Origin of the sequence: Microbacterium sp. Root166 (assembly GCF_001427145.1) — a bacterium.
Classification (GTDB): domain Bacteria; phylum Actinomycetota; class Actinomycetes; order Actinomycetales; family Microbacteriaceae; genus Microbacterium.
Genome location: NZ_LMGL01000001.1, coordinates 1,404,213 through 1,430,027, shown reverse-complemented (window position 1 = coordinate 1,430,027; position 25,815 = coordinate 1,404,213). Strand labels below are relative to the sequence as shown.

Genomic DNA, 25,815 nt, shown 5'->3' with positions numbered 1-25,815 from the left:
GCGGAGGGTCGCGCGGACGACCGGGAAGGAGCGGCCGGGATGCCTCGGCACGCCGCCCCGCGAAGGCCGGCGCCCGTCCGGCGCCGAAGTCATCCACCGCGAAGCCGAGGCCGAAACAGAAGCCGGTTCCGCCGGCGCCCGCCCTGGAGCCCGCCCCGCCTTCCGGACCCTTCCGCCTGGGCGCCGTGCCGGGAGCGACACCGGGCAAGTGGATCGACGCGTGGCACGACCGCATGCCGGGCGTGGAGTTCGAGCTGATCCCGGTCGCGGCCGCCGACCAGCGTCGCGCCCTCGTCGACGGCGAGGTGGATGCCGCGCTGGTGCGCCTGCCGCTGCACGGCGATGCGTTCCATGTCATCGCGCTCTACGACGAGGTGCCCGTGGTCGTGACGGCCGCCGACTCGCACCTGACGGCCGCCGACGAGCTCTCGTCGGCCGACCTCGCGGGCGAGATCCTCATCATTCCCGCCGACGACGTGCTCGGCATCCGGATTCCCGGCACTGTCGCCCCGGCGTTCGCGCCCCCCGCAGACACCGGCGAAGCGATCGCGACGGTGGCAGCCGGCGTGGGGATCGTCGTGGTCCCGATGTCGCTCGCGCGCCTGCACCGGCGCAAGGACGTCGAGTACCGGCCCCTGCGCGACGGCCCGACCTCACGGGTGGCCCTGGCGTGGGTCGCCGAGCGCACGACCGCGTCCGTCGAGACCTTCATCGGCATCGTCCGCGGACGCACCGAGAACTCCTCGCGCGCCTGAGACGAAGGAGGGGGATGTCGCGGTTTTTGGCCCCCCTGCGACATCCCCCGTGTTCCTGCTCAGAAGACCATGTCCCCAGACTTCCCCAAGCCCTGTCTTCTCCTCGAGCGGACGCCGTTCCCCAGATCGGCGTCGCGCGAGCAGTCCCGATGATCAAGAGCGTGTCCCCACCCTCCTGATACATCCGGATCGAAATCTTTCTAGAACCCCGCCCCGTGCACCTGGAAGGGCGCCACGATGCCGGTCTGCGCACCAGCGAGAGCGAGCGCCTCGGACGGCGTCTCGCCGGCCGCCAGCGCCTCGTGCATCGCGGTCAGCAGCTCGCACGCGACGTCGTCGGCGACGACGACGGGTGCGGCGACGACGCACCGGGTGCCGGCGTGCAGCCAGCCCCGGGTCATGCCGATCGCCTCCTCGCCCCACCGGACCGAGGACCGCCCGACCTCGCACGCCGACAGCACGACCGTTCGCGGCACGGTGGGCATGAGGTCGATGTCGTAGCCGAACAGAGTCCCGTCGACGAGCTCGAGCCCGGAGAACAGCGGGTTGTCGACCGCGTGGCGCCCGTGCGCGGCGATGTGCAGCACATCGACCGCTCCGGCGAGTTCGGTGACCGCTCCGACGGTGGCCTGGGCGTCCGTCAGCGTGCGGGCGGTCCCCCACGCGGCTGCGGCGCGCTGCACCTCCTCGCCGGCGCGGACGACCCGTGGTCCTGCGACGAAGCCCGCGACGGCGTGCTGCGCCGCAGCACCGCCTCGCAGCGACAGCCACCGCGAAGCGGAGACGGCCAGCGTGAACGGATGCCCGCTCATGGCGGGCAGCATCCCCCACGGCAGGCCGTTGAGCACGCCGGGCGCGGTGATCACGAACCGCCGCGCCCCGGAGCGGGCCGCCGGCTCCGCGAGCAGGGCGGCAGACAGCGCGGCGAGCCTCTCGTCGCGCGAACGGCGGACCACGTCGGCGAGAGGGCCGCTCGTGACGGATGCCGAGACGTCGAGGTCCGCGCGCAGCCCGGCGATGAGACCTCGCACGTGCGCCCACGGGGCGAGGTCCACGACCTCTGCCCGGTCGGACGTCGCCACGACGCACGCGAGGCGGTCGCCCGCCCACACGTACGCCAGCAGAGCCGTGTGGTCGTCGAGGCCGGCGCGCAGGGCAGCGAGGTCCGCGCGATCCTGCACCCCGCGTGCGCCGACGCCGCTCCACTGGCGATCGCGGATCCGATCTCGGAGGGCGGCAGCCCTCGGATCCGCGAGCCAGTGCTCGTCCGCCCCGTCACCGCGCAGGCGCCGCAGTTCCGCGAGATCGGCGGCGAGCAGCGGGTCCGGCGGCGGACGCAGCGGCACGACGGACTGGCTGAGATGACGCGCGCGCTCGGACCACTCGAACACGACGTCGGGCCGACGGGTGGCGACCGCCGACGAGAGGCCGGTGACCATCAGCGGCACGGCGTGCATGGCGGCCGAGGTCTGCAGATCGAGGCTGCCGAACGAAGCCTGCCTGAGGATGAGCTCGTCCAGGCCGCGCGCGCAGTGCCGGCGCACATCCGCGCCCGCCCCTCGCAGCTCCGCGCGGCGCGCGCGCAGCTGATGGAGCATCAGTCGGGGGCCCGTCGGCGCCGTGGCCGGCACCCGAGGCGTGGTGACGGCGGATCCGTTCTCGGTGAGGCGCAGCGCCGCGGCCAGCCTGACGGTGAGCGCCTCCACGTCGAACCCGGCCCGTGAGAGGGCGGCCGCGAGCTCGTCCGCGGCCTGCGCATCCGTTGTCGGGCGCGTCGCCGCCCGCCGCTCGCCGCGACGGCCATAGGCATCGGTGACGAGCTCGGCTCGCGTGCGCACCGCGTCCGCGCGCAGGGCCCACGTGGCGCTCCTGATCGCGCGGAATCGACGCGCCGCCTGCCGCGCCACACGGGCGGCCGCAGGGGGGTCGTGCGAGAGCAGCGAGCGTGCGAGGCTCAGCTCGGATTCGGCGCGGGCCTGGGTCATCCCGTGCGATCCGAACGTGCGGGCGACCCGTTCCAGGATCCGCTCGGCCTCGGTGGTCAGACCGGCATCGCGCAGCACGTCAGCGCGGTCGACGTCGCACTGCGCCGCCGCGACCGCGGACTGCGACTCGAGCGCCGGCCGGGCCGAGGCCATATGACCGAGAGCCTGGACGAGGTCGCCCGCCAGCAGCTCCGTGTAGCCGAGGTTGTGCAGCGCCTTGGCGCGCTCGACCTCGTCTCCCGCGCGCTCGAACGTCGCCGCGGCGAGCGTGAGATCGGACCGCGCCTGGCTCAGGTCGCCGAGCTGCATCGCCGCGACGCTCCGGTTGATCCGCATGCGGCCCGACGTCGGACCGTCCTCGGCGTTCTCGAGCGCGCGGGAGAGCAGAGCACGCGCCTGCTGGGCCTGTCCGCTCATGAGCGCGAGCACGCCGAGCTGACCGTCGAGGACGGCGCGGGTCGCGGCCCCCACGCGCGGGTCGGCGAGGCCCTCGAGGCACAGCATCTCGGCGGCCGCGGGGTCGCCGGTGCGCGCTTCGATGTACGCCAGCGTGCCCAGGACGCGCGCCCGCAGGTCGGGGTCGTCGGTGCGGGTCAGCGCGGAGCGCAGGTCGCGGCGCGCAGCGGCGTTGCGCCCGGCGTTCCCGTGCGCGACGCCGCGGTCGTACAGTCGCTGCGCGCTCAGCCCCATATCGCCGAATCTACAAGGGCCGCTCCTCGGCGAGGGCCGCGGCGATCTTCTCGGCCCGCCCGACGCGCTCCGAGACCTTCGCGGGCCATCCCCCGTCGGCCGCCGCGGCGTCGAGCCGGGCGGCGATCGTGCCTGCCACGAGGGGCGCGGCGAACGACGTGCCGCTCCACACCGCGAACCCGCCGCTGAAGTCGTCGGGGTCGATCGCCTCGCGCGCCTTGCCGTGCGCGGGACGGCTGGTCACCGCCTGAGCGCCGCCGTTGAAGCTCGGGAACGTGGAGACCACGGCCGTCCCCCGGGCATAGAGATCGACCCACGGTGCGGTGTTGCTGTAGAGCGCGACCGTCCGGCGATTCGGGTTGCAGGCGCCGACCGACACGAGCGGCGCCGAGCCGCTCTCACCCGGGAAGGCGGCCGGGAACATCGGCCGGTCGGTGGCGTCGTTGCCTGCGCTGCAGACCACGGCGCAGCCGGCATCCGTGATCTCGAGCAGCACGTCGCGCAGGCCGTCGCTGAACAGGACGTCGGCCGGGGTCTCGTGGTAGTAGCCGAGCGACATGTTGAGCACGTCGATGCGTCGCCCGCCGTCGATCTTCTGGTCGTGCCGCCGCACCAGCTCGGCGACCTGATCGAGGGCGTCGATGAGATCCGACTCGATGACCCGCCCCAGGCTGTCGGCGATGCGCGGGGTGAGGATCACCGCCTCCGGGCACGCCTGCAGCACGATCCCGGCGATGAACGTGCCGTGACCCGCGATCGGGTCGATCTGACCGTCGAGCGGCCCGACGAGGTCGGGATTGACCTCGGGGTCGTCCGACGTGCTCGTGCGGCCGATCGGATGCCCGTCGACCTCCACGCGTCGCTCCACGACGCCGGGCCCGAACCAGTCGTGCTCGCCGCAGCCGGTGTCGAGCACCATCACGACGGGTCGATCGTGCGATCCGTGCTCGGTGCGCGGCGGCGGTCCGCCGATCCAGGCGACGGGCTGCCGACCGCCGTACCCGGGCAGGGCGTAGCTGCCGAGGCCCGTGCTGGCGGGATTCGTCGACGTGAACGGGTTCGTCGAGGTGAACGGGTTGGTGGACGTGAAGGGGTTCGTGGAGGTGAACGGATTCGTCGACGCGAACGGGTTTGTCGACGTGAACGGGTTCATCCCGATCGGGCCGACGGTGAGCAGGTGGTCCAGGCCCACCCCGGTGAGGTCGACGCCTCGGCGCGCGGCATCCCGCAGCACCGCCCACGCGTCCGGCGCACCGGGCTTCGCATCGGGCTCGGAGACCAGGAGCAGCCGGGTCACGGCCGGGCCGCCGTTGCCGCTGCGGCGACGCGCGCGACGCTGGAAGGCCAGCGGGGAACGCTCCAGGCTGAGACGGATGCCGGAATCGGCGAACTCCTTGTTGAGAGCGTCCGCCACCTCCTGCGCGTCGCGTCGGGCCGAGACGAGGATCCGATCGGGCACGTACACCGTCGGGAAGATGGCGCGCTCCCCGGGCTCGGCCGGAGGCTGCAGCACGACCCCGAGGGGCTTGATGACCTGCTCCCGCTCCTCCCACGACGCTCCTCGCGTCCTGTCCCTGCGCGGACGCTTGGCTCCGTCACCGGCGACCGGTCGTGCCATCTGCCATCTCCTTCGATCTCGCTCGGCGCGGCCGCTCGTCGAAGCCGCTGGACTGCGTGGACCGCCCCCGAAGGGTCAGACCTCGAACTGCGGCGTCTGGAACTCCCGCAGCTCGCCGCCGGCATCGCGCACGACCATTCGGATGCGCGTGAGGCCGGGGCTCACCTCGGCGAACGCGAAACGACCGTGCTCACCGGACTCAGCCTCCCACTCCCGCTCGCCCTGGACCAGTCTCACGGCCATCGGCGCGGCATCCACCCACCCGTCGACCCGCCTGCCGCCGTCCGCTGTGGAGGTGACGTGGACCATCACGCTCGTGCTGCCGTCGCTGAACTGCAGGGTCGCGGTGTCGTTCTCGCCCCGGACTGCGGCGGTCGCTCCCTCGACGAGGGTGAGCAGCGCGTACTCGCGGCTGAGATCCTCGACGGCCACGACGGCCACCATGCGGTCGACCAGGCCGGCCGGTACCGGATCGAGCTCTTCCCACACCGCGCGCAGGCGAGCGAACAGCGCGGCGTCGGCGGCGAAGTCTTCAGGTTCCATCAGCTGCTCCTTCCCATCCGGCGTCCTCGAGCGCAGCGCGAAGCTTTCCGAGGCATCGCTGGCGGGTCGGCCCGATCGAGCCGACCGGCATGGCCAGGTCCTGGGCGATCCGCGCGTAGTCGGGGCGCTCCTCGAACGCCACGATCCGCAGCAGCCGGCGGCACCGCTCGTTGAGCGTCCCGACCGCCTGCCACAGCCGGTTCGCGGCGTCGCCGGTGGCCGCCGTCTGCTCGGCGGATTCGTGCGTGGGAAGGTGCGGTTCGAGCGCCTCGACCTCGGTCGGATCGGACCGGCGCTGCTGCTTGCCCACCCGCCAGGCCTCGCGCCGCGCGCACATCGAGAGCCAGCCCGACACCGCACGGGGATCGTTGATGGTCTCGTGCCGGCGGACCAGGGTCAGCCACGTCGTCTGCACCACATCCTGCGCGAGCCCGGGATCCAGCCCGTAGGCCCGCGCGACGTGCCACAGCGTCGGACTGAGCAGCCGGACCAGCTCGTCCATCGCACGGCTGTCGCCCTCGCGCCACTGCACGAAGAGCGTCGCCGCGCGCTCCCAGCGCGCCGGCTCGGCCGACTCGACCGAAGCCTGGGGCGCGTGCGTCATGATGCCCATTGTCTCCACACAGGTACAGAGAGCGATAGGGCGCACGTGATACACGACGTCATGCGACCGGTGCGGATATCGCAGCGGAGGATGCCGCGATTTAGACTGCCGGGATGACCCCCGCGCCGCTGCTCTATGTCTGCGTGCGGCCGCAGCAGGGCGCGGCGGCGGCCGAGTACGAGTCGTTCCGCACCGCGATGCGTCTGGATCCCTCGCAGCTGGGTCACCACGACCTCGTGCGCGAGCCCCTGCCCGGCGACGTCTTCGAGCGGTACAGCGGATTCCTCGTGGGCGGCAGCCCTTTCAATCTCGCCGACCCCGAGTCGACCAAGACCGACGTGCAGCGGCGGCTCGAAGCCGACCTCGAGCGCATCGCGCGGCGCGTGGCTGCGGGCGACGGCCCCGCGGCGATGTTCACCTGCTACGGCATCGGAGTGGTCACGCGGATGCTGGGGGGCGAGGTCAGCCGCGCGTACCCCGAGGACACCGGTCCGGTCGCCATCGAGCTCACGCCGGCCGCGGCATCCGATCCGCTCTTCGGCGGGCTCGCGAACCGCTTCACGGCCCTCACCGCCCACAAGGAGGGCACCGCCGCCCCGCCCGCCGGGGCCACGCTGCTCGCCTTCAACGAAGGATGCCCCGTCCAGGCCTACGTGGTCGGCGACCGGCTGTACGCCACCCAGTTCCACCCCGAGCCCACGACCCGCGCCTTCACCGAGCGGATGGCGGTGTACCGCGACGACGGCTACTTCGAGGCGAACGACTACGACGTCGTCGCGTCGCGGGTCCTCGCGGCATCCGTCACCCAGCCGTCACGGCTGCTCGAGGCGTTCGCCCGGCGCTTCCGGCCGGCCGAAGCCGCCTGACCCCACCGGGCGTCAGGCCTCGGCGTTGCGCATCAGGGCGACGCGGTGCATGAGCGTGCCGGCGAGGGGGACGACCACGACGATCACGGCGGCGAAGATCGCGGCGATGCCGATCGCCTGGCTGGGCGGCTCGAAGGCGAGACGGCCGACCGCGATCCACGCGAGTCCCCATCCCATCGCGAGGCCGGGGGCGATGCGCCACTCGCTCGCCCACGCGATGCCGACGCCGATGGCCGCGACGACGGCCAGCACGGCGATCCCCCACAGGGCGGCGGACTCCTCCGCCTCCTCGGGCACGATCGTCGTCAGCCAGGCCGACGTGTTGGCCACGGTCGCCAGCGCGACCCAGCCCAGGTGCAGCCCGGTGACGCCGTCGATCAGCAGCGCGTCGATCCAGCCCCGGCCCGGGCGCACGACCGCGCGACGGAAGGTGAGGCCGAGGAGCACCAGCAGCAGCACGATGGCGAGCACCGTGAGGGGCAGCGTCGCGAACTGGGCGGTCACCAGCCACAGGCCGTTGAGGACCATGGTGCCGGCGATGAGCCAGCCGAGGTCGCGCTGACGGGAGCGGCTGCGCTGACGCGGCAGCGCCTGCCACACGGTGTACGCGAACAGCCCGACGTAGATCACCGTCCAGATCGAGAACGCCTGCCGTGCCGGCGCCAGGTACGAGCCGTCGGCATCGAGTGCGCCGTCCTGGAGGTCCTGCACCGGGGTGCCCCCGAACAGGCCGGTGCCGACCATGGCGGCGACGATCATGAAGCAGAAGGCGCTGATCACGATGATCTGACGGGCGAGGTCCTTCGCTGCGGAATCCATGCCGCCCAGGTTATGGAACCGGCCGTGCTGCCCGTCACGGGGTTGACAGCGGCAGAGCGTGCGCTAGGCGCCCGGCGGCGGGGCGAGCAGCAGCGCGATGCGCTCGTCGAGGTACCGGTCGAGCGGCACGTAGCCGCCCGCAGCGCTCCATCGCACGCTGGGCACGCCGTCGACGAGGGCGAGGGGACCGGATGCCGCGCCCCGGTCGACCGCGGCCGGATCGGCCACCTGCCACCCGATGTGGACAACCTGACCTTCGTCGAACCCGCCGCGCCGGGCGGCGGCGGCGAGCTCGGCACGCTGCCGCTGCGACTCGGCGGCGTACCCGCGCCGGGCTTCGGCGCGGGCTCGCACGATCTCGCCGGTGGCGAGCACCGCGTCGTCGGTGAGCAGCAGCGCTCCGATGTGCCAGGCCTGGCCTGCGGGCACGATCCGCGGAGCGCGCGCGATGCCGAGCACGCGTCCCGGCGTCCGCAGCTCGCCGAGGGCCTCCTGCGGCGCACCCGCCAGCCGCGCCCGGGCGGCTGCGAGGAGCGCGACGGCGCTCACGCCAGGTCGTCCTCGAGCACTTCGCTCGCCCCGACCTGCCGCTCGCCGCGGATGCTCATGGCGATGAGCGGGAACAGCAGCACCGACAGCATCCCGGCGCCGACGAGGAGGGCCGCGGCGGCCGACGAGAGCACGCCGTCCTCGACGCCGATGGCCGTGACGGCGACGATGATCGGCAGCCCGGTCGCCCCGAGGAGCGCGATCGACAGCCGATCCTTGGACGTCGAGCCCTCGGGTGCCGCGAGCATCGACGGGACGCCGCGGACGATGAACAGCACGACGAGCACCACGGGCAGCAGCAGGAAGAGCAGCGGCTGCGCGAGCAGCGCCTCGAGGTCGAACATCACCCCGGTGTAGATGAAGAACACCGGCACGAGGAAGCCGAAGGCCACGGCTTCGACCTTGCTCTCGACGGCCTCGCGGTCCGCCTCGTCCGCATCGCGCATGATCAGGCGCCACACGATGCCGGCCGCGAACGCGCCCAGCAGGATATCGAGGTCGAACACGATGCTCAGCGCGATGAGTCCGGCGAGGATGACGAACACGACACGGATGGCGAACTGACCGGACGTGTGCAGGGACGAATTCACGAACCGGTGCATGGCCCCGCGCGGAAGGCGGACGGCGAGCCAGATCGCGAAGCCCGCGAGGGCGACGAACAGCAGGAGCACGACGGTGGAGAAGCCCGGGTTGCGGCTGCCGAGGAAGATCGAGATGGCCACGAGCGGGCCGAACTCGCCGACCGCGCCGATCGCCCCCAGGGCACGTCCGAACGGCGTCTTGAGCTCTCCCGCGTCGCGGAGGATCGGGAGGATGGTGCCCAGCGCCGTCGAGCACAAGGCGACGCCGATGACGACCGCCTCCTCGCCCGGAACAAACACCCACGCGGCGGCGACGCCGGCCACGAGGCTGATCAGCCAGCCGAGGGTCGCCCGCTTGCCGGTGCGCCCGCGGAACGCCGCGAACTCGATCTCGGATCCCGCGACGAAGAAGAGCATCGCCAGCCCGTATTCCGAGAGGACGTCGATGAAGGCGTCGGGCTGCGCCCAGCCCAGCACGCTCGGCCCGACCAGGATGCCCAGCACGAGCTCGAACACGACGATCGGCACGCGCACCCAGCGGCTGATGCCGCGGGCGAAGAGCGGTGCGAGCACGCCGAGGATCGGGATGATGAGCAGCGTGGGCTCGAGGTCGTTCACGCACTCACCCTAGCGATCCCCGGCGTGCCTGCCGTGGGCGGTCAGCCGACGGCGGCGGGCTCCCGGTCGGTCGCCGCCTCGGCGTGCTCGAGCTGATCCGCAGGAGGCGCGATCTCGGCCGCCTCGCGGTGATGGCCGATGAGCGCGAGCAGGACTCCGCCGGCGAGCCACGCACCCAGTACCAGCCACTGCATCAGGGTCGGGGCATCCGGGAAGTAGCCCACCGATCGCAGCAGCGTGGCGGACGCCCCGGGCACGAAGAACTGGCCCACGGCTCCCCACGGCTCCGGCAGGAACTGCGGGGGTGCGGCCGCCCCGGCGATCGGGTTCGCGATGAGCATCGTGATGACCGCGCCGATGCCGATGCCGGGAGGGCCGACGAGCGCGGCCAGCCCGATGATGAGCGCGCCGGTGGCCATGACTCCGGTGCCGACGACCGCGGCGTTCAGCAGCCAGTCGCCCTGCAGGATGCCGAACCACGACTGCATCACGAGTACGATCCCCGCACCCGCGGCGACGCCGAACACGACGAGACCTACGAGCCGCCGGACCACGCCCTGGACGAGCAGAGTGAGCAGGATTCCGCCGATCATCCCGCCGAGGACGAGGGGGAACACGGATGCCGCAAGCCCTGCGCCCGTCGCGTCCCCTTCGGCGAGCGGCACGAGGTCGGTCACAGTCACCGTCGGGACCTCCGGCAGCGCGGCGCCGCCGGGTGGCAGCTGCGGCTGCTGCCCGGACTGCAGCGCCTGCGCGATCGCGGTGAGCTGCGCCGTGAGCGCGTCGGTGACGCCGGTGTCGATCTTCCCCTGAAGCTGCGTGGCGACGCCGCGCAGCGCGTTCGCGGCCACCGGTCCGGCTGCGGAGGCGATGAGGACCTCCGGCTCGTCGCCGAGCAGGATGGCGCCGTAGATCTCGCGGGTCTCGATCAGCGCGACGGCCTCAGCGCGCGTATCGACGGCCTGAAGCGCGAAGGGCTCCGGATCCTGCTCGGACATGGCGCCCTCCACGAGAGCGACTTGATCGGCGGGCCCGCCGATCGCGACGGGCAGGCCGTGCACCTCCGAGGTGGCGGCCGGCCAGACGAAAGCCGTGACGACCACGGCGACGATGAGGGACCCCAGCAGCCCGAAGAGAGCGGCGAAGCCCCATGTCGTGCGGGGCGGGCGCCCCGCGATCGAGGTGTCCATGACGAACCTCCCTGAAAGAGAATGAGCGTTCTTTTTCAGGAGGATAACAGAACGGCTATTCTCTTTCCATGCCCAAGGTGAGCGAGGCCTATCGCGAGGCGCGACGCGACGAGATCGCCCGCGCCGCGCTGCGCTGCCTGGAGCGCAACGGTGTCCGCGAGACGTCGATCGCAGACATCGTGGCCGAGTCCGGCCTGTCGACCGGGGCGATCTACTCGCACTTCACCAACAAGAGCGAGCTGGCGCGCTACATCGTGGGCAGGTTCCTCTTCGTCCACCTGCACGAACTCGAGTCCGCCGGCCGGCGTGGCGAGGTGACCGCTCCCCGCCAGGTGCTCGCCGAGATGCTGCGCACGTTCAGCGACGACGGGCTCCCGGCTCCGCTCGTCGTCCAGTTCTGGGGCGAGGCGATGGTCGACGCGGACCTGCACGCCGAGATGACCCGCACCGCCGGTCGCCTGCGGGACTCACTGGCGGCAGCGGTCACACCCTGGGCACGCCAGCGGCTCGGGGCCGCGGCATCCGATTCCGATCTGCACGTGCTGGTCGCGACAACCGCCCGGACGATCGCTTCCCTGGCGCAGGGGTACGTCGCCAACACGGCGGTGTTCGGCCCGCGCGACGTCACCGAATACGTCGAGGCCGTCGTGACGATCCTCGCCGACTGACCTCAGGCCTCGATGGCGCGAGCGGGACCGCTGCGGCGCAGCGGAGCCGGCGGGAGCGTCGTGGACGAGCCGCGGATCTCGCGGTGCAGCCGCTCCATCCGCTCGTCGAGCTCGGACGCCGTGTCGGCGGCATCCTTCAGGCTGTCGAGCAGCTCGGCCGGGACGTTCGTGTCGTACTTGTAATAGATCTTGTGCTCGAGGCTGGCCCAGAAGTCCATCGCGATGGTGCGGAACTGCACTTCCACCGGCACGTCGACACGACCGGTCGAGAGGAACACCGGCACCGCCACGATCGCGTGCAGGCTCTTGTAGCCGTTGGGCTTGGGGTTCGCGATGTAATCCTTCACCGTGAGCACCCGGATGTCGTCCTGCGTCGTCAGCAGGTCGAACAGCCGGTACGCGTCGGCGACGAAGCTGCACGTGACGCGGACGCCGGCGATGTCGGTGACCTGCTCGCGGATGGACGCGAAGTCCGGATCGATGCCCTTCCGCTGGATCTTCTCGACGAGGCTGTCGGGCGACTTCACGCGGCTCGAGACATGCTCGATCGGGTTGTAGTCGTGGACGAGCTGGAACTCGTCCCGCAGGATGCCGAGCTTCGTCTCGACCTCCTGCATGCCGAAGCGGTACTCCATCAGGAACCGCTCGAACTCGTCGCGGAGCTCTCGCAGCTCGGCCGCCGAGACGGTGATCGAGGCATCGGGATCAGCTGCGTGCGCCAGGGGCGCCGTATCGGCCATGACCCCACGCTAGGGACGCCGACTACGAGACTCCTGTGAGAACCGCACTCATTCGGCGACGGCGTCGCGGGCGCGCTCGGCGTCCTTGGCGGCCGACTTCGCTCGGGATGCCGCGCCCGCACGCTCCTCTTCCACCGCGCGGAGCGCGGCCGACGCCTTGGCCTGCTCACCCTCGAGCCGCTCCAGATCGCGCCTCAGGTCGTCGATCCGCTCGGACACGTGGTCGACGCGCTCCTGCAGCTTCTCGCGCTGCGCGTCGATCCGCGCGAGCTCGCGCTCGGCCTCGTTCGCGAGCCGCTCCGCCTCGCGCGCGGCCCTCTCGGCGGCCTTGCGCGCGCGGCGCTCGGCCAAGTCGTCCCGCTGCGGGGCGGCCACCACACCGGGCACCGAGCCGGCGACGGCGTCGGCGAGGTCGGACTCCTCGAAGGACCCGGCCTCGAGCGGCGTGACCAGGCGCGCCGTCATGACGGCGGCGGCGGCCGCGGCATCCATCACCGCGGCGTTGATCGTCTTCTCGACGTCTTCGCGGGCGGCTCCGCTGACGGCGACGCCGGCGTCCTTGGCCAGCCCCACGGCCTGAGCGGCGAGTGCGGCCACGAGTGCCCGGCGCTGCCGGCTCAGGCGCGAGAGCTCGGCGGCGTCGAGGTCTTCCTGGGCCTCGCGCAGGGCGGCGGACAGCTCGAGCGCTTCGCCGAGCTGACCCGCCCGGGCGAGCAGGTTCACCGCCCACGCTGCGACCGTGGGCTTGCGCAGCGCCTTGACGTGGGCCGCGATCGAGCGATCGGCGAGGCCGACGCGGGCGTTGCGGGCGGCGGTGAACTCCGCAGGCGGCAGGACGTAGAGCTCCGCCGCGATGGCGTCGAGGTCGCTGCGCTCAGGCACGGAACCATCCTCACCCACGGCTTCGCCTCGCGCGAGCATCGGGTCCCGGCGGGGCGGGGTGAGCATCGGCACGATGTGCTGCCGGAGTGACCCCTCGTTCGGCGAACGGACGCGACACGCCGTCACCGGGCGACGGCTGGCGGCGTGTTGCGTCCGTTCATCCGCTCCGGGTCCGGTCGTGCGCGACAGGGCCGTGGCCGGGGGTTGCCGAAAACGCGCAAACGACGTCCGCGCGGTCGGCCGGGCAGCCGTTCGCGCACTCTCGGCGCCGCCCGGCAGGACGGGCGCCCGGATCAGGAGGCGGCGAGGACGGATGCCGCCTGCCGGGCGGCGCCTCGTGCGACGTACTCCCCCGGCTCGGGCACCTCGACCGCGAGCCCGAGCACGAGGGGCGCGATCGTGCGCACCGCCTCGGACTGCGCGGCTCCGCCGATCAACAGGGCACGCTCGAGCGGGACGCCGAGTCCGCGCAGGGCGTCGAGACCGGCGGCGAGGCCCGATAGCATCCCCTCGACCGCCGCGCGCGCCAGGTTCTCGCGCGTGGTCGAGGCCAGGGTCATACCGGTCAGCGACGCCGTCGCATCGGGCAGGTTCGGGGTGCGCTCGCCCTCGAAGTAGGGCACGAGCGACAGGCCGCCGGCGCCGGGTTCGGCCGCGAGGGCCAGACGGCTGAGCTCGGGGTGGTCGACGCCGAGCAGGCGCGCGATCGCGTCGAGCACCCGCGCCGCATTGAGGGTGGCCACGAGCGGAAGGAAGCGCCCGGTGCAGTCCGCGAATCCGGCGACCGTGCCCGACGGGTCGATCGTGCGCTCGTCGCTGACGGCGAACACCGTGCCGCTCGTGCCGATCGACACGACGACGTCGCCGGTGCCGGCGCCCAGCCCGAGGGCGGCTCCGGCGTTGTCGCCTGCCCCACCGCCGACGCGGCGCCCCTGAGCATCGGTGACCCACTCATCCGGGCCGAGCACGCGCGGCAGCACGGCGTCGTGTCCGAGCGCTGCGGCCAGCAGCTCGCGGTCGTAGCCGCCGGTCGCGGGGTCCCAGTACCCGGTGCCCGAGGCATCCGATCGGTCGGTGACGAGCTCGTCGAGCACGGGGCCGCGCGCGGACTCGCCCTCGGGTCCGAACCCGCGCAGGCGCCAGGTCAGCCAGTCGTGCGGCAGCGCGACGGCGGCCACGCGCGCGGCGTTGGCGGGCTCGGCGTCTCGCAGCCAGCGGAGCTTCGTGATGGTGAAGGACGCCACCGGCACGAGGCCGGCGCGCTGCGCGAGCGCATCGGCACCGAACTCGCGGATCAGGTCGGTCGCGGCGCCGGCGGAGCGGGTGTCGTTCCACAGCAGCGCGGGACGGATGACGCGACCTTCGGCGTCGAGCACGACCATGCCGTGCTGCTGGCCGCCGACGGCCCACGCCTCGACGTCGTCGAGGCCGCCGGCTTCGGCGATCGCGGACTGGAGCGCGACCCACCACGCCTGCGGGTCGACCTCGGTCCCGTCCGGGTGGGAGGCACGGCCTTCGCGCACCATGGCGCCTTCCGCGGCATCCTGGATCACGACCTTGCACGACTGCGTCGACGAATCGATGCCCATCACGAGCGCCATCGGTACTCCTTCACGAGGTTGGCGCGAACCAGGGGATTCGGCGCGAGACCGAGGGCATTACCCTGGGTCTCGGCTCGAATCCCCTGGTTCGACGAGTTCGATGCCTCAGCGGGCGCCGAGCAGGTGCTCGGTGGCGAGCTGCTGCAGGCGCACGAATCCGCCGCCCTTGCCGCCCAGGTACACGTCGGTGTCGAAGTCCTCGTACGCCGAGCGGTCGGCGAGGAAGTCGTCGTAGGACTCTCCCTCGTTCAGCGTGGGCACCGAGAGCTCGGCGACGCGAGCGGCCTCGAGAGCCTCCTGCACCTCGGGGTCGGCGCGGAAGGCCGCGGCGCGCTCCTTGAGCAGCAGGTACATCTGGATGTTCGCGGCGGCCGACTCCCAGACGCCCTTCTCGTCCTCGGTGCGCGAGGGCTTGTAGTCGAAGTGGCGGGGGCCGTCGTACGCGGGGATGCCGCCGGGGCCGCCGTTCTCGAGCAGGTCGACGAGCGCGAACGCGTTGTGCAGGTCGCCGTGGCCGAACACGAGGTCCTGGTCGTACTTGATGCCGCGCTGGCCGTTGAGGTCGATGTGGAAGAGCTTGCCGTGGAACAGCGCCTGGGCGATGCCGGCGGCGAAGTTGAGGCCCGCCATCTGCTCGTGGCCGACCTCGGGGTTGAGGCCGACGAGCTCGGGGCGCTCGAGCGAGTCGATGAAGGCGATCGCGTGGCCGAGCGTCGGCAGCAGGATGTCGCCGCGGGGCTCGTTGGGCTTGGGCTCGATGGCGAAGCGGATGTCGTAGCCCTTGTCGGTGACGTAGTCGCCGAGCAGGTTGACGGCCTCGCGGTAGCGCTCGAGCGCCGCGCGGATGTCCTTGGCCGAGTCGTACTCGGCGCCCTCGCGGCCGCCCCACATGACGAACGTCTTGGCACCGAGCTCGGCGCCGAGGTCGAGCTGGCGGAACACCTTGCGCAGCGCGAAGCGGCGCACGTCGCGGTCATTGGCCGTGAAGCCGCCGTCCTTGAACACCGGAGCGGAGAAGAGGTTCGTGGTCACCATCGGCACGATGAGGCCGGTGTCGTCGAGCGCGCCCTTGAGGCGGTCGATCTGGCTCTGGCGCTGGGCGTCGGACGAGCCGAACGCGAACAGGTCGTCGTCGTGGAAGGTGAGGCCGTAGGCGCCCACCTCGGCGAGCTTCTCGACGACGTGCACGACGTCGAGCGGGTTGCGGGTCGGGCCGCCGAACGGGTCGGCGCCGTTGTAGCCGACGGTCCAGAGGCCGAAGGAGAACTTGTCTTCGCGGGTGGGGGTAGGCATGACGCTCCTTGGATTCTGCGCTGAACACGATTCGGGACAACACGCGAAATGTTGTTGAAGACAACCTATACCATGACGGATGCCGCGTCCAGCGGCGAGCGCAATCGAAAGTTGCGAGATCCGGCGCCTAAGATCGCCTCATGGCCAGCACGTCACGTGTCACTCTCGCCGAGATCGCCGCCGAGGCCGGCGTATCGCTCGCCACGATGTCGAAGGTGCTCAACGGCCGAGCCGACGTGGCGCCCGCCACCCGGGTCCGGCTCGAGGAGCACCTCTCGCGGCACGGCTACACCCGGCGGTCGTCCTCCCCCCGGAGCGAGCTGCTCGAGCTGGTGTTCCACGAGCTCGAGTCGAGCTGGTCGATGGAGGTCATCGAAGGCGTCGAAGACGTCGCGCACGCCGCCGGGCTCTCCGTCGTCCTCACGGTCAGCGGCGACCGCCACGCCCCCGCGCCCGACTGGATCGAAGGCGTCCTGCGCCGGCGTCCGGCCGGAGTGGTCCTGGTCTTCTCCGACATCGGCGGCCCGCACCGCGACATGCTGCGCTCCCGCGGCATCCCCTTCGCCATCGTCGATCCCGCCGGCGACCCGCCGCCGGACGTGCCCAGCGTCGGATCGGCGAACTGGTCGGGCGGCCTCATGGCCACTCGCCACCTGATCGAGCTGGGCCACCGCCGCATCGCGGCGATCACGGGCCCGGAAGACATGATGTGCTCGCTGGCCCGCGTCGACGGCTACCGCTCGGCGATGAACGCGGCGGGCCTTCCGATCGACCCGGCATGGATCCGCTTCGGCGACTTCCACACGACGGGCGGCGAGGCGTGCGCGCGCGAGATCCTTGCGCTCCCCGATCCGCCGACCGCGATCTTCGCCGGCAGCGACCTGCAGGCACTCGGCACGATCGCGGCGGCACGCGAGGTGGGCCTCTCCGTCCCGGACGATCTCTCGGTCGTCGGCTACGACGACATCGCCCTCTCCCGCTGGATGAGCCCTCAGCTCACGACGGTGCACCAGCCGCTCAAGCGCATGGGCGAGGAGGCCACCCGCCTGGTGCTGCGCATGGCCGAGGGCGAGGTGCCCGACACCCTCCGGATGGACCTGGCCACCCACCTCGTCGTGCGCGGCAGCACCGCTGCGCCACGCTCTCGATAGTTTCGAAGAAGTTTCGTAACTTAACGGTAACGGTCAGGCTGCTCGTCAGCGCCCGGAACATATGTTGGCCCTCGCCACATATCCCCCGCGCAAAGGAGCGCCTACGATGCGTCATTCCATTCGCCGTCTGCTCGCGATCGCGTCCACAGCAGCGGTCACCGCCGCTCTCGTCGTCGTCCCGGCAGGCATGGCCTCGGCTGAGCCCGTCACCGTGTCGAGCGTCGACTTCGAGGACGGCACGACCGGCACCTGGACCCAGAGCGGCGCTGGCATCCTGTCGGTCGTCGACGTCGACGGCGGCAAGGCGCTGCTGGTGGCTGACCGCGCCGCCGACTACGTGGGCCTGCAGAGCCCGGCGGGCATCTACACGCCCGGCGAGACCTACTCGTTCTCGATGCGGGTGCGACTGGCCGAGGGCACGTCAGGCTCAGCGGGCGTGCGCTTCGTCATGAAGCCCACCTACACCTGGATCGGCAACACGACCATGACAGCGGATGCCTGGACCACCGTCACCGGCCAGTTCGCGGTTCCGGCCGACGCCGACCCCGCCGCGCTGCAGGTCTACATCGGCACGGCCGACCTCACCGGGCCCTACAGCTACCTCGTCGACGACATCTCTGTCACGACCGAGGACTCCGGCCTCCCCGACCCGGAGGTCGTCCCCGGCGGCGCACCCAACCCGGTGCCCACGCCCGTCAGCCTCGCGCAGGGCAGCGGCAACGTCGCGGCGCTCACCTTCGACGACGGCCCGAACCCGGGCACCACGCCCGCGCTGCTCGACTACCTGAAGGCCAACGACCTGCAGGCGGTGTTCTGCGTGATCGGCCAGAACATCACCGCACCCGGTGGCGCCGACATCCTCAAGCGGATCGTCGCCGAGGGTCACACGCTCTGCAACCACTCGACCACCTACGACGACATGGGCTCGCTCTCGGCAGCCGACGCGCAGCAGCGGATGGCGCAGAACCTGCAGATCATCCGCACGGCGCTCGGCGACCCGAACGCCAAGGTCCCGTTCTTCCGGGCACCGAACGGCAGCTGGGGCCAGACGCCCGCGGCGGCGGTCTCGCTGGGCATGCAGCCGCTCGCTGTCATCAACACCATCAACGACTGGGCGACGCAGGACATCCCGACGCTGACCGCCAACCTGCGCGCGGCGATGAAGCCGGGCGAGGTCGTGCTCGCACACGACGGCGGCGGCGACCGCTCCGGCACTCTCGCGGCCGTGAAGACCGTGGTGTCGGAGCGCCTCGCTGAGGGATGGAGGTTCACCCTCCCGGCAGGCGCCCCGCCCGCGGGCGGCACGACCGCGATCAGCACCGACTTCGAGGACGGACTCGACGGCTGGGGCCCCCGTGACTCCGGTTCCGGCGCGCCGACTGTCGCGATCACCACCGCGGACGCGCACGGCGGCGCCCAGGCAGCGGCGGTCACCGGCCGCACGTCGCAGGGCAGCGGCATCGGCCGCGACGTGACGGGGATCCTCGAGGCGGGCGTGACCTACGAGCTCTCGGCCTGGGTGCGGTTCCCCGCCGGCCAGGCGGTGGATGCCGTCTGGCTCAGCATCGCCCGCACGGTTGACGGCACGACGAGCTACGCGACCCTCGGCCAGTTCACCGGAGTCACCAACAGCGGCTGGACCGAGGTGACCGCGACCTTCACGATGGGCGAGGCCGACAGCGCGCTGCTGTACTTCGAGACGAACTACAACGGCACGAACACGTCCGACCTGCTGCTCGACGACATCGTCGTGCGCACTCCCGAGCCGGCGGTCATCCAGGACCTCCAGCCGCTGAAGGACACCGTCGACTTCCCGCTCGGCGTGGCCATCGACAGCCGCGAGACGGTGGGCGCGGCATCCGATCTGCTGGTGAAGCACTTCGACCAGGTGACCAGCGAGAACTACATGAAGCCGGAGGCCTGGTACGACGCGAACGGCGTGTTCACGCCGCACCCCGAGGCCGACGCGCTCATGGAGTACGCGCAGGAGAACGATCTCGGCGTGTACGGGCACACGCTCGCGTGGCACAGCCAGACGCCGGCGTTCTTCTTCCAGGATGCCGCGGGCCAGCCGCTCACGACCAGTGAGGCGGACCGTCAGATCCTGCGCGATCGCCTGCGCACGCACATCTTCGCGGTGGCCGAGCACCTCAGCGACACGTACGGTGCGTTCGGCAGCGACACCAACCCGCTGTACGCGTTCGACGTCGTCAACGAGGTCGTCTCCGACAGCGCGGACTACGCCGACGGCCTGCGGCGCAGCGAGTGGTACCGGATCCTGGGCGAGGAGTTCATCGACCTGGCGTTCCGCTACGCGGAGGAGTCCTTCAACGGCGTCTACGCCGCGGCCGGGGCCGAGCGTCCGGTGACGCTGTTCATCAACGACTACAACACCGAGCAGACCGGCAAGCAGGCGCGCCTGCACGCGCTGGTCGAGCGGATGCTGTCGCGCGGCGTGCCGGTGGACGGCGTGGGGCACCAGTTCCACGTCAGCCTGTCGATGCCGGTCGGCGCTCTCGAGGACGCGATCGTCGCGTTCCAGGACCTGCCCGTCACGCAGGCGGTCACCGAGCTCGACGTCACGACGGGCACTCCGGTGACGCCGGCGAAGCTCATCGAGCAGGGCTACTACTACCGCGACGCCTTCCGAGTGTTCCGCGAGCACACCGACGACCTGTTCTCGGTGACGGTGTGGGGGCTCACCGACGGGCGCAGCTGGCGTTCGTCGTCGGGTGCTCCGCTGCTGTTCGACGACGGCCTGCAGGCCAAGCCGGCGTACTACGGCGCCGCCGACGCCGACCTGCCCGCGCGGCTGCGCACGGCGAACGTGTTCCAGGGCGACGTGCCCATCGATGCGCAGGCGACCGGGTCGCTCGAGTGGCGCAAGCTGCCGCTCAACGTCATCGACGACGCCGCCGCGTTCCAGCTGCGCTGGAGCCCGGACCACCTGACTGCATACGTGCGGGTCGAGGATGCGACGGCCGACGCGACGGACGCCGTGGCGTTCGAGTACGGCGGCGCCGTGGTGACAGTCGGCCGCGACGGCACGAGCGCGACTGCCGGCGTGGCCGCGGTCGTGACAGAGCGGACCGGCGGCTACGACCTCGTCGTCTCGCTGCCGCTGCCCACGCCCGCGACCGAAGGCTCGACCTTGGGCCTCGACGTGCGCGTCACCGACGGCACGACCGTGCACGGCTGGAACACCCCCGGACAGGTGGGCACGCTGACCCTCGTCGAGCCGCTGTCGTACCTGGAGGTCGCCGCCACCGCGGAGGCTCCGGCGATCGACGGCACGATCGAGGGACTGTGGGATGCCGCGGGCACGGTGTCCACCGACAAGCAGGTGGTCGGCACCTCTGGCGCGACGGCGACGGTCCGGACGCTCTGGAAGGACCAGACCCTGTATGTCGTGGCGCAGGTCGCCGACCCGGTGGTGGACGTGAGCGGGTCGGATCCCTGGATCCAGGACTCGGTCGAGATCTACGTCGACCCGGGCAACGCGAAGAACGGCTCGTACCGCTACGACGACTCGCAGATTCGCATCAGCTCCGCGAACGTGGTGTCGTTCGGCACCGGCGACGAGGCCTTCCAGCGGGCTCGCGTGCAGAGCGCGACCGCACTGGTCGACGGAGGGTACGTGGTCGAGGCCGCGATCAGCCTGCTCGAGTACGGCGGAGCCGACACCTTCCACGGCCTGGACTTCCAGGTGAACGACGCGGCCGAGGGCCAGCGCACGTCGATCCGCAACTGGGCCGACCCGACAGGCGCGGGCTACCAGTCCACGGCTCGCTGGGGAGTCGGTCGCCTGCTGCCGGAGGTCGTGGTCCCGACCGCTCCGGCGAACCTCACGCTGCCGACGATCGAGGGCGACGCGCTCGTGGGTCAGCGCCTGACGGCGACCCCCGGCACGTGGGACACGGACGGCCTGACCTTCACCTACCGCTGGCAGGCCGACGGGGTCGACATCCCCCGCGCCAACAAGGCCGAGTACAAGGTCAAGCCGAAGGACGCCGGCGCGGTGCTCACCGTGGTCGTCACCGCGACGATCGAGGGATTGGATGCCGCGACCGCTGCCTCTGACCCGGTGACGGTGCCGCCCGGCAAGAAGAAGTAGCGAGGTCGAGAAGGGCCGGGGGTCGCGCGAGCAGCTCCCGGCCCTTCTCGCGAGTAGCATTAGGGAGCGTCTCCATGCGCAAGCTGCCGCCGTGCGAATGCGCTGCTCCGACTAAGTGGCGGAACGCTCGCTAGCAAGTCGACTAAGGATCCAGTCCAGGCGGCTGGGGATCGGCTCCGAGCGTCGACGTTCATACTCACGAACCCATTCGTGATAGCGCGTCGGCCCAGGGAGCCACGTGCCCTTCTGTTCGCTACGACTGATCCACGCGCTGACATGGTCGATGTAGGCGATGGCAGTATCACGTCCGTCCTCAGTGATTCCGCCAAGCGGCAACGAACCCCACCTCGGGTCACGGTGTGCACGGGCAGCGATCCCCACGTGCTCCGCGAGGGCGTCGACGACACTGCGCCCTACGTGGCGCGCGTCCGAAGGGAACTGATCTCCGCGCCTGATTACGGCATCGCCCCAAGTGGTGACGGCGGCGGAGACGTCCTCACCATCGAGCGAATTCACCGGTAGCGAGCGTCGCGCTACCGCCCGCACTGCTCCGAGCGCCGTGAGCAGCTCGTTGGCGGCGCTCCGAACGTTCGCGCGAATTTCAACCTTCCGAGCATTGCTGGCTGAGAGGCCGGCGGTCGTGACCGAACCGATGAGAGCACCGAACGCCGTCCCGCCAACGCCCACCAACGCGATCACGAGTCCAATGTCCATGGTGATGAAGTTAGTCCGGGGGTACGACACCCGCCGATAGGCGCCCCTCAGTGACCCGTCTGCGAGCCTCAGCGCGATAACTAGCGCTCGACGGGCCCGCGGCTTCCGTCGTTGCTCTCGCGATGTCCATGTGTTGGCAAGCGCCTCCTATTCGTGCCCGTACCCGCTCTTCATCTTTCTGCTTCCGAGGCCGCGATGACATCCTCGTCGCCGAGGCGACGCGAGTTACGAGTGCAGCAACCTATCGGGTCACGGTGACAACCACGACTCGGCTTCGTGCGCACCAAGACCAACCAGTCGATCGACAATTGGCCGCAACTCATTCGTTCCAAGAGCCGCCACCAGCAGTCGCACCGTCTCCTCGAGTCGAGAAAGGGAGAATCCATCCGCCGCGGCGCAGCTGATGAGTGAATGCTTAAGGAAGCGATGCGTAGCGCGCGGGTGCGTGCGCGCGAGAGCTTCAAGCCGGGCGTAGCTGCTCGGCGGCAGGCGCAACGAAAAGGGGCCAGCTAGCAGCTCCAGAGCCAAGCTGACCTCGTCGGCGCGGTCCGGAATCGCCGCGTAAATCGCGTTCCAGCGCGCCTTCTCGGTCTCCGCGATCGGACTCGGCGAACCGCCCGCTCGCGCCGCAACTAACTGCGCGACCCACGTATCCCAAGCGCCGGCGGAATCGCCGTAATCAAATTCAGTCAGCTTCGCCACAAGGAGCTCAACCACTGTCTCCCGAAGAGCCGAGCTACCAGTGAAGATGCTGCGGATAGCGACCGACCGCTGATCTTCAGCAATGCCACCGTAGAGCAAGGCGGATACCAGCAGAGAGCAGTAGTTGTTGAATAGGTGCTTCGGAAGCTGCTCCGCCACCGGCGCACCACGCAGCAGTACGTCTAGGAAGCCCGCGGCAATCATCCTGTCGTTCAGACGGGGACCGTGCGTGTAGGCGTCCCATACGCCCAACACGGTGTGCGGATTCGACGCAGGATCAAAGAGCGGGATCAGGTGCCTGGTGGTGAAATCTTCATCGGCGGCAAACAGAAAGTAGACTTCGGCGGCCAAGACCGGGTGGGTCGCCTTGGCCGTTTCGTCAACCGCGAGCGTGATGGCGAGAATTGCATCGTGGTATTGGTCGGGAATTCCCCGCCAGGCGTCCCGATTTGCTGACCACAGCCTGCTAAAGAACGTCGTCCACATTTGGGCGATCGTTCCCGGCCAAGAATTCAGTCCCAGCATCAGCGAGGACTCCGCGGATGTCGCGTATGCGGCTGCTCGGGACTGAACGAGCGCCTCGGCGATTGTTGTGGCCCGTTCAGCGATGGCGTCGTCGGGCTGCGACTCCGCCACTGCGGTCTGCAGCAATCTAGCGAGACTTCGGTCCTGTTGGTCCGTCGTCGTGGCCGTCGATAGGGCCCCAATAACCTCCCTCCATGCGTCTCCATCCAATTCGGCTGCGTTCCAGCCATCGAGGATTGCCGCGCGGACATCCACCGGCTGGTCGCCCTGGGCCACAGCGGTGTGCCACAAGCGAACAACCAATCGCGGCGACTCCTTCGCGAGCCCCGAGACCAAGCGTGCTGCGCCATCGGAGGACACTGCATCGAAGTCGGTACTGCTGTAGTTCTGCGACTGCAACCATTCGAGCGCCGCCTCGGCGTCATCCTGCACTCGGCTACGGAAGTCATCCAAGGGCGCTGGGGGGCGATCCTCCCAAGTGCCCGTCGTCATGTACACGTCGAAATCGGGGTGTTCTCGTGGGAGGAAGTCGGGATTCGCTGCCTTGATGCTCTCAGAAGCGTCTGCCAGTCCAGGCATGCCCGGGGCATGCTGTTCGAGCCAGGTTAGGAGGTTGTAGATCGCGTATTGCCGATGGCGTCCGTCAACGTCGACCGCACCGAAAGAGGGCCGGGCCAGGGCCGCATCAATAAGATTCGCGCTGGTACTTGCGGAGATCTCCGCGGCGTTTCGACCCAATAGCCAGAACACTTCGTGCTTGACGTCGAAGTCGTGGATGAGACTCTGGCGCAGGAGCCAGGCAACGCGCGCGTCAGCATCATGGTCTGTCCGCACTCCCTCGAGGTACACACTGAGTCGTCGAAAGAGTTTGTGGCCGGTAGACCACCACGAGGACTGCAGTGCTTCGGCGCCCTCGCTGCCTCCTACCCGGTCTGCGCGATCCCGTAGTGAGTCGATCAAGATATCGACGAGCGAGTCGCCATTCTGCTCATGGGGTTCGATTGCCGGGCGCCACCAGGCGGCTCCGTCAGAGGCGTTCGGACCGCCGTGTGCATTCAAGAGCGAGTAGGCGAGTATGAGCGCTCGGTTCGCTGCGTCTGCGAATAGTTCACGTGCTTGTTCCGTAGCGAGGGAGTTCCAGAACTCTCGAAGCCAATACTCATCGGGGACCCACACGATCTCGGCGCGAGGAAGGCGGGCACGATCCGGCTCGAAGAGCCTGAAAGGCTCATCTAGCGTGACACGCGGTGTCAAGAGGACATCGAGCAGGATTGCAGCGACGTCGGAGTCCTCTGGAAAGGTGAGGCCGCGCAACTGGTATTGAAGCGTGTTCGAAGTGTCCGTGCGGATGCGTTGGGACAAAGCGCTGAGCCAGGCCCCCGCGACCGTCCGATCAGAGGAGTCAGTTGCGGCGAGCGTCGTAAGCAGTGCTGTAACGAACGTGTCCCCAAGGGCCATCTGATCGAACTGCCGTATCGCTTGCAGACCTTCTGCGAGGCCTTCCGTCTCCGTTGCGAAGTGACGAACAAACCAGGTGATCATCAGCCCCGCAGAAGCGCCCACTCTTCCGGATGCCGTGACGCTCTCGGCGAAGAGTTCAGAGCTCGCTATCCAGGCGAGCCACTCGCGTCCGGCATTTCTCTCGAAGGCTCTAGCGCCGACTTCCGTGCGGATTACGCGCAGCAAGTAGTCGTTCTCGACAGGGGACAGCGGTGGCCGGCCAGAAACGAGCTGGCGCACGCGCTCAGTGTGGTCCAGTGCACCCATCTTGGCGCGGCGCGCCCATTCTTCAAGGAGATCCGTCAGCGCCGAATGGTCATGACCAGACGAGGGGTAGATGATGGGCGTGATGCCCAACCGCCTCCAGTCGTGTTGGTCCGCCGCGGACACCAGGGCGAAGCGAGGTTGCGATCCGTGCAGTCCCCGCGCGAGATAGGTCATCACGACGTCTTCGTGGCTATACCCAACGAACAGCACTACGTACCTGCGGAATAAGTCGTTCAGGAACCGCGCCGCCCAACCCTCCGTCAGATAGGCACGCCCAAAGTCCGCATCAGTAAGAACTAGGGCCTTCGGAGCACCCGACAGTGCGCCGTGAACATGAACTATCCCGTCGAAGTCATGTCCAAGCGGCAATGCCGGGGCGGCGTAGACCAAGAACTCGCGACCCAATCCCGTGGCCGCCTGCGACAAATGCATGTCGTAATTGGTGGTGACGATGCGTGGCGCCGGGCCGGAGGCGGCTATCTCGGCGAGCGCAGCGTGATTGCGATTCGGGAGCGACGTTGGGGCAGCGATGACGGTCGCGGCGTGCGTATGCACATCGACCCCGTCGTCCCTGAGATCAGACAAGAACTGATCTGCTGGCCGCGTGCCCCGGGTCTTCGTCGAGTGACTGCTGGCAATGAGATCGGCAAGGGTGTTGAAGTTTGGGAGACCGGAAGGGTCGTCCATCGACGCACCGGCTCCCACGAAGATCACGAGGTTGCCCTCTTCGAGGGAGGTAATCAGGTCGTCTGGCACATCAACGGCGCCCGTTATCCACATCGCTCAATCATGCCGGTGATGGTCTGCCAACCGCGAAGGATCGATGCAACGCCCTCGACT

At 70.1% G+C, this 25,815-nt stretch carries 18 protein-coding genes; 5 read left to right on the top strand and 13 right to left on the bottom strand.

Annotation, left to right across the window (positions count from 1 at the left end):
- Window positions 1-143 precede the first annotated feature (143 nt).
- A complete protein-coding gene (locus ASD56_RS06460; RefSeq protein ID WP_268777907.1) occupies window positions 144-755 on the top strand; it encodes a LysR substrate-binding domain-containing protein in 612 nt (203 codons plus the stop codon).
- Window positions 756-955: 200 nt separating this feature from the next.
- Here ASD56_RS06460 and ASD56_RS06455 read toward each other — a convergent pair whose 3' ends face one another.
- The 4 genes from ASD56_RS06455 to ASD56_RS06440 form a co-directional block, all read right to left on the bottom strand.
- On the bottom strand, window positions 956-3,430 hold the full coding sequence (locus ASD56_RS06455; RefSeq protein ID WP_055962686.1) for a CHAT domain-containing protein: 2,475 nt from the start codon (window positions 3,428-3,430) through the stop codon (window positions 956-958).
- 10 nt (window positions 3,431-3,440) lie between these two features.
- A complete protein-coding gene (locus ASD56_RS06450) occupies window positions 3,441-5,048 on the bottom strand; it encodes a S8 family peptidase (protein ID WP_055962683.1) in 1,608 nt (535 codons plus the stop codon).
- A gap of 75 nt (window positions 5,049-5,123) precedes the next feature.
- Window positions 5,124-5,591, bottom strand: coding sequence for a hypothetical protein (locus tag ASD56_RS06445; RefSeq protein ID WP_055962680.1), 468 nt, complete (start codon window positions 5,589-5,591; stop codon window positions 5,124-5,126).
- Complete coding sequence (locus ASD56_RS06440; protein WP_235565538.1) at window positions 5,581-6,195, bottom strand: RNA polymerase sigma factor; 615 nt, start codon at window positions 6,193-6,195, stop codon at window positions 5,581-5,583. The genes ASD56_RS06445 and ASD56_RS06440 overlap by 11 nt, the downstream gene beginning before the upstream one ends.
- Window positions 6,196-6,308: 113 nt before the next feature.
- Here ASD56_RS06440 and ASD56_RS06435 point away from each other — a divergent pair, with 113 nt between their 5' ends.
- A complete protein-coding gene (locus ASD56_RS06435; protein ID WP_055962674.1) occupies window positions 6,309-7,061 on the top strand; it encodes a glutamine amidotransferase-related protein in 753 nt (250 codons plus the stop codon).
- Between the two features lie 12 nt (window positions 7,062-7,073).
- Here ASD56_RS06435 and ASD56_RS06430 read toward each other — a convergent pair whose 3' ends face one another.
- The 4 genes from ASD56_RS06430 to ASD56_RS06415 all read right to left on the bottom strand — a co-directional run bounded on the left by ASD56_RS06430 (window position 7,074) and on the right by ASD56_RS06415 (window position 10,818).
- Window positions 7,074-7,880, bottom strand: coding sequence for a tryptophan-rich sensory protein (locus tag ASD56_RS06430; RefSeq protein WP_055962671.1), 807 nt, complete (start codon window positions 7,878-7,880; stop codon window positions 7,074-7,076).
- A 63-nt stretch (window positions 7,881-7,943) separates the two neighbouring features.
- Entirely contained in the window at window positions 7,944-8,429 is a 486-nt protein-coding gene (locus tag ASD56_RS06425; protein ID WP_055962668.1) for a hypothetical protein, read from the bottom strand.
- Window positions 8,426-9,628: a cation:proton antiporter gene (locus tag ASD56_RS06420; protein ID WP_055962665.1), complete on the bottom strand. Its 1,203-nt coding sequence runs from the start codon at window positions 9,626-9,628 to the stop codon at window positions 8,426-8,428. The genes ASD56_RS06425 and ASD56_RS06420 overlap by 4 nt, the downstream gene beginning before the upstream one ends.
- Window positions 9,629-9,669: 41 nt before the next feature.
- Window positions 9,670-10,818, bottom strand: coding sequence for a hypothetical protein (locus ASD56_RS06415; RefSeq protein WP_055962662.1), 1,149 nt, complete (start codon window positions 10,816-10,818; stop codon window positions 9,670-9,672).
- Window positions 10,819-10,886: 68 nt separating this feature from the next.
- Here ASD56_RS06415 and ASD56_RS06410 point away from each other — a divergent pair, with 68 nt between their 5' ends.
- Window positions 10,887-11,486 (top strand): TetR/AcrR family transcriptional regulator, encoded by a 600-nt coding sequence (locus ASD56_RS06410; RefSeq protein ID WP_055962659.1) that lies wholly within the window; start codon window positions 10,887-10,889, stop codon window positions 11,484-11,486.
- Between the two features lie 2 nt (window positions 11,487-11,488).
- Here ASD56_RS06410 and ASD56_RS06405 read toward each other — a convergent pair whose 3' ends face one another.
- The 4 genes from ASD56_RS06405 to xylA all read right to left on the bottom strand — a co-directional run bounded on the left by ASD56_RS06405 (window position 11,489) and on the right by xylA (window position 16,002).
- Complete coding sequence (locus ASD56_RS06405) at window positions 11,489-12,226, bottom strand: GTP pyrophosphokinase (protein WP_055962656.1); 738 nt, start codon at window positions 12,224-12,226, stop codon at window positions 11,489-11,491.
- Window positions 12,227-12,274: 48 nt separating this feature from the next.
- Window positions 12,275-13,108: a transposase gene (locus ASD56_RS06400; RefSeq protein WP_235565536.1), complete on the bottom strand. Its 834-nt coding sequence runs from the start codon at window positions 13,106-13,108 to the stop codon at window positions 12,275-12,277.
- A gap of 293 nt (window positions 13,109-13,401) precedes the next feature.
- The gene (locus ASD56_RS06395) at window positions 13,402-14,709 is read right to left on the bottom strand and encodes a xylulokinase (protein ID WP_055962653.1); all 1,308 of its coding nucleotides are present in this window, start codon (window positions 14,707-14,709) and stop codon (window positions 13,402-13,404) included.
- A 105-nt stretch (window positions 14,710-14,814) separates the two neighbouring features.
- Complete coding sequence (xylA, locus tag ASD56_RS06390; RefSeq protein ID WP_055962650.1) at window positions 14,815-16,002, bottom strand: xylose isomerase; 1,188 nt, start codon at window positions 16,000-16,002, stop codon at window positions 14,815-14,817.
- A 140-nt stretch (window positions 16,003-16,142) separates the two neighbouring features.
- Here xylA and ASD56_RS06385 point away from each other — a divergent pair, with 140 nt between their 5' ends.
- Both ASD56_RS06385 and ASD56_RS06380 read left to right on the top strand, forming a co-directional pair.
- Complete coding sequence (locus ASD56_RS06385; RefSeq protein ID WP_055962648.1) at window positions 16,143-17,153, top strand: LacI family DNA-binding transcriptional regulator; 1,011 nt, start codon at window positions 16,143-16,145, stop codon at window positions 17,151-17,153.
- A 106-nt stretch (window positions 17,154-17,259) separates the two neighbouring features.
- Window positions 17,260-21,267, top strand: coding sequence for an endo-1,4-beta-xylanase (locus tag ASD56_RS06380; RefSeq protein ID WP_055962647.1), 4,008 nt, complete (start codon window positions 17,260-17,262; stop codon window positions 21,265-21,267).
- A 963-nt stretch (window positions 21,268-22,230) separates the two neighbouring features.
- Here the strand turns inward: ASD56_RS06380 and ASD56_RS06375 are convergent.
- Window positions 22,231-25,755 (bottom strand): SIR2 family protein, encoded by a 3,525-nt coding sequence (locus ASD56_RS06375; RefSeq protein ID WP_055962645.1) that lies wholly within the window; start codon window positions 25,753-25,755, stop codon window positions 22,231-22,233.
- Between the last annotated feature and the right edge of the window lie 60 nt (window positions 25,756-25,815).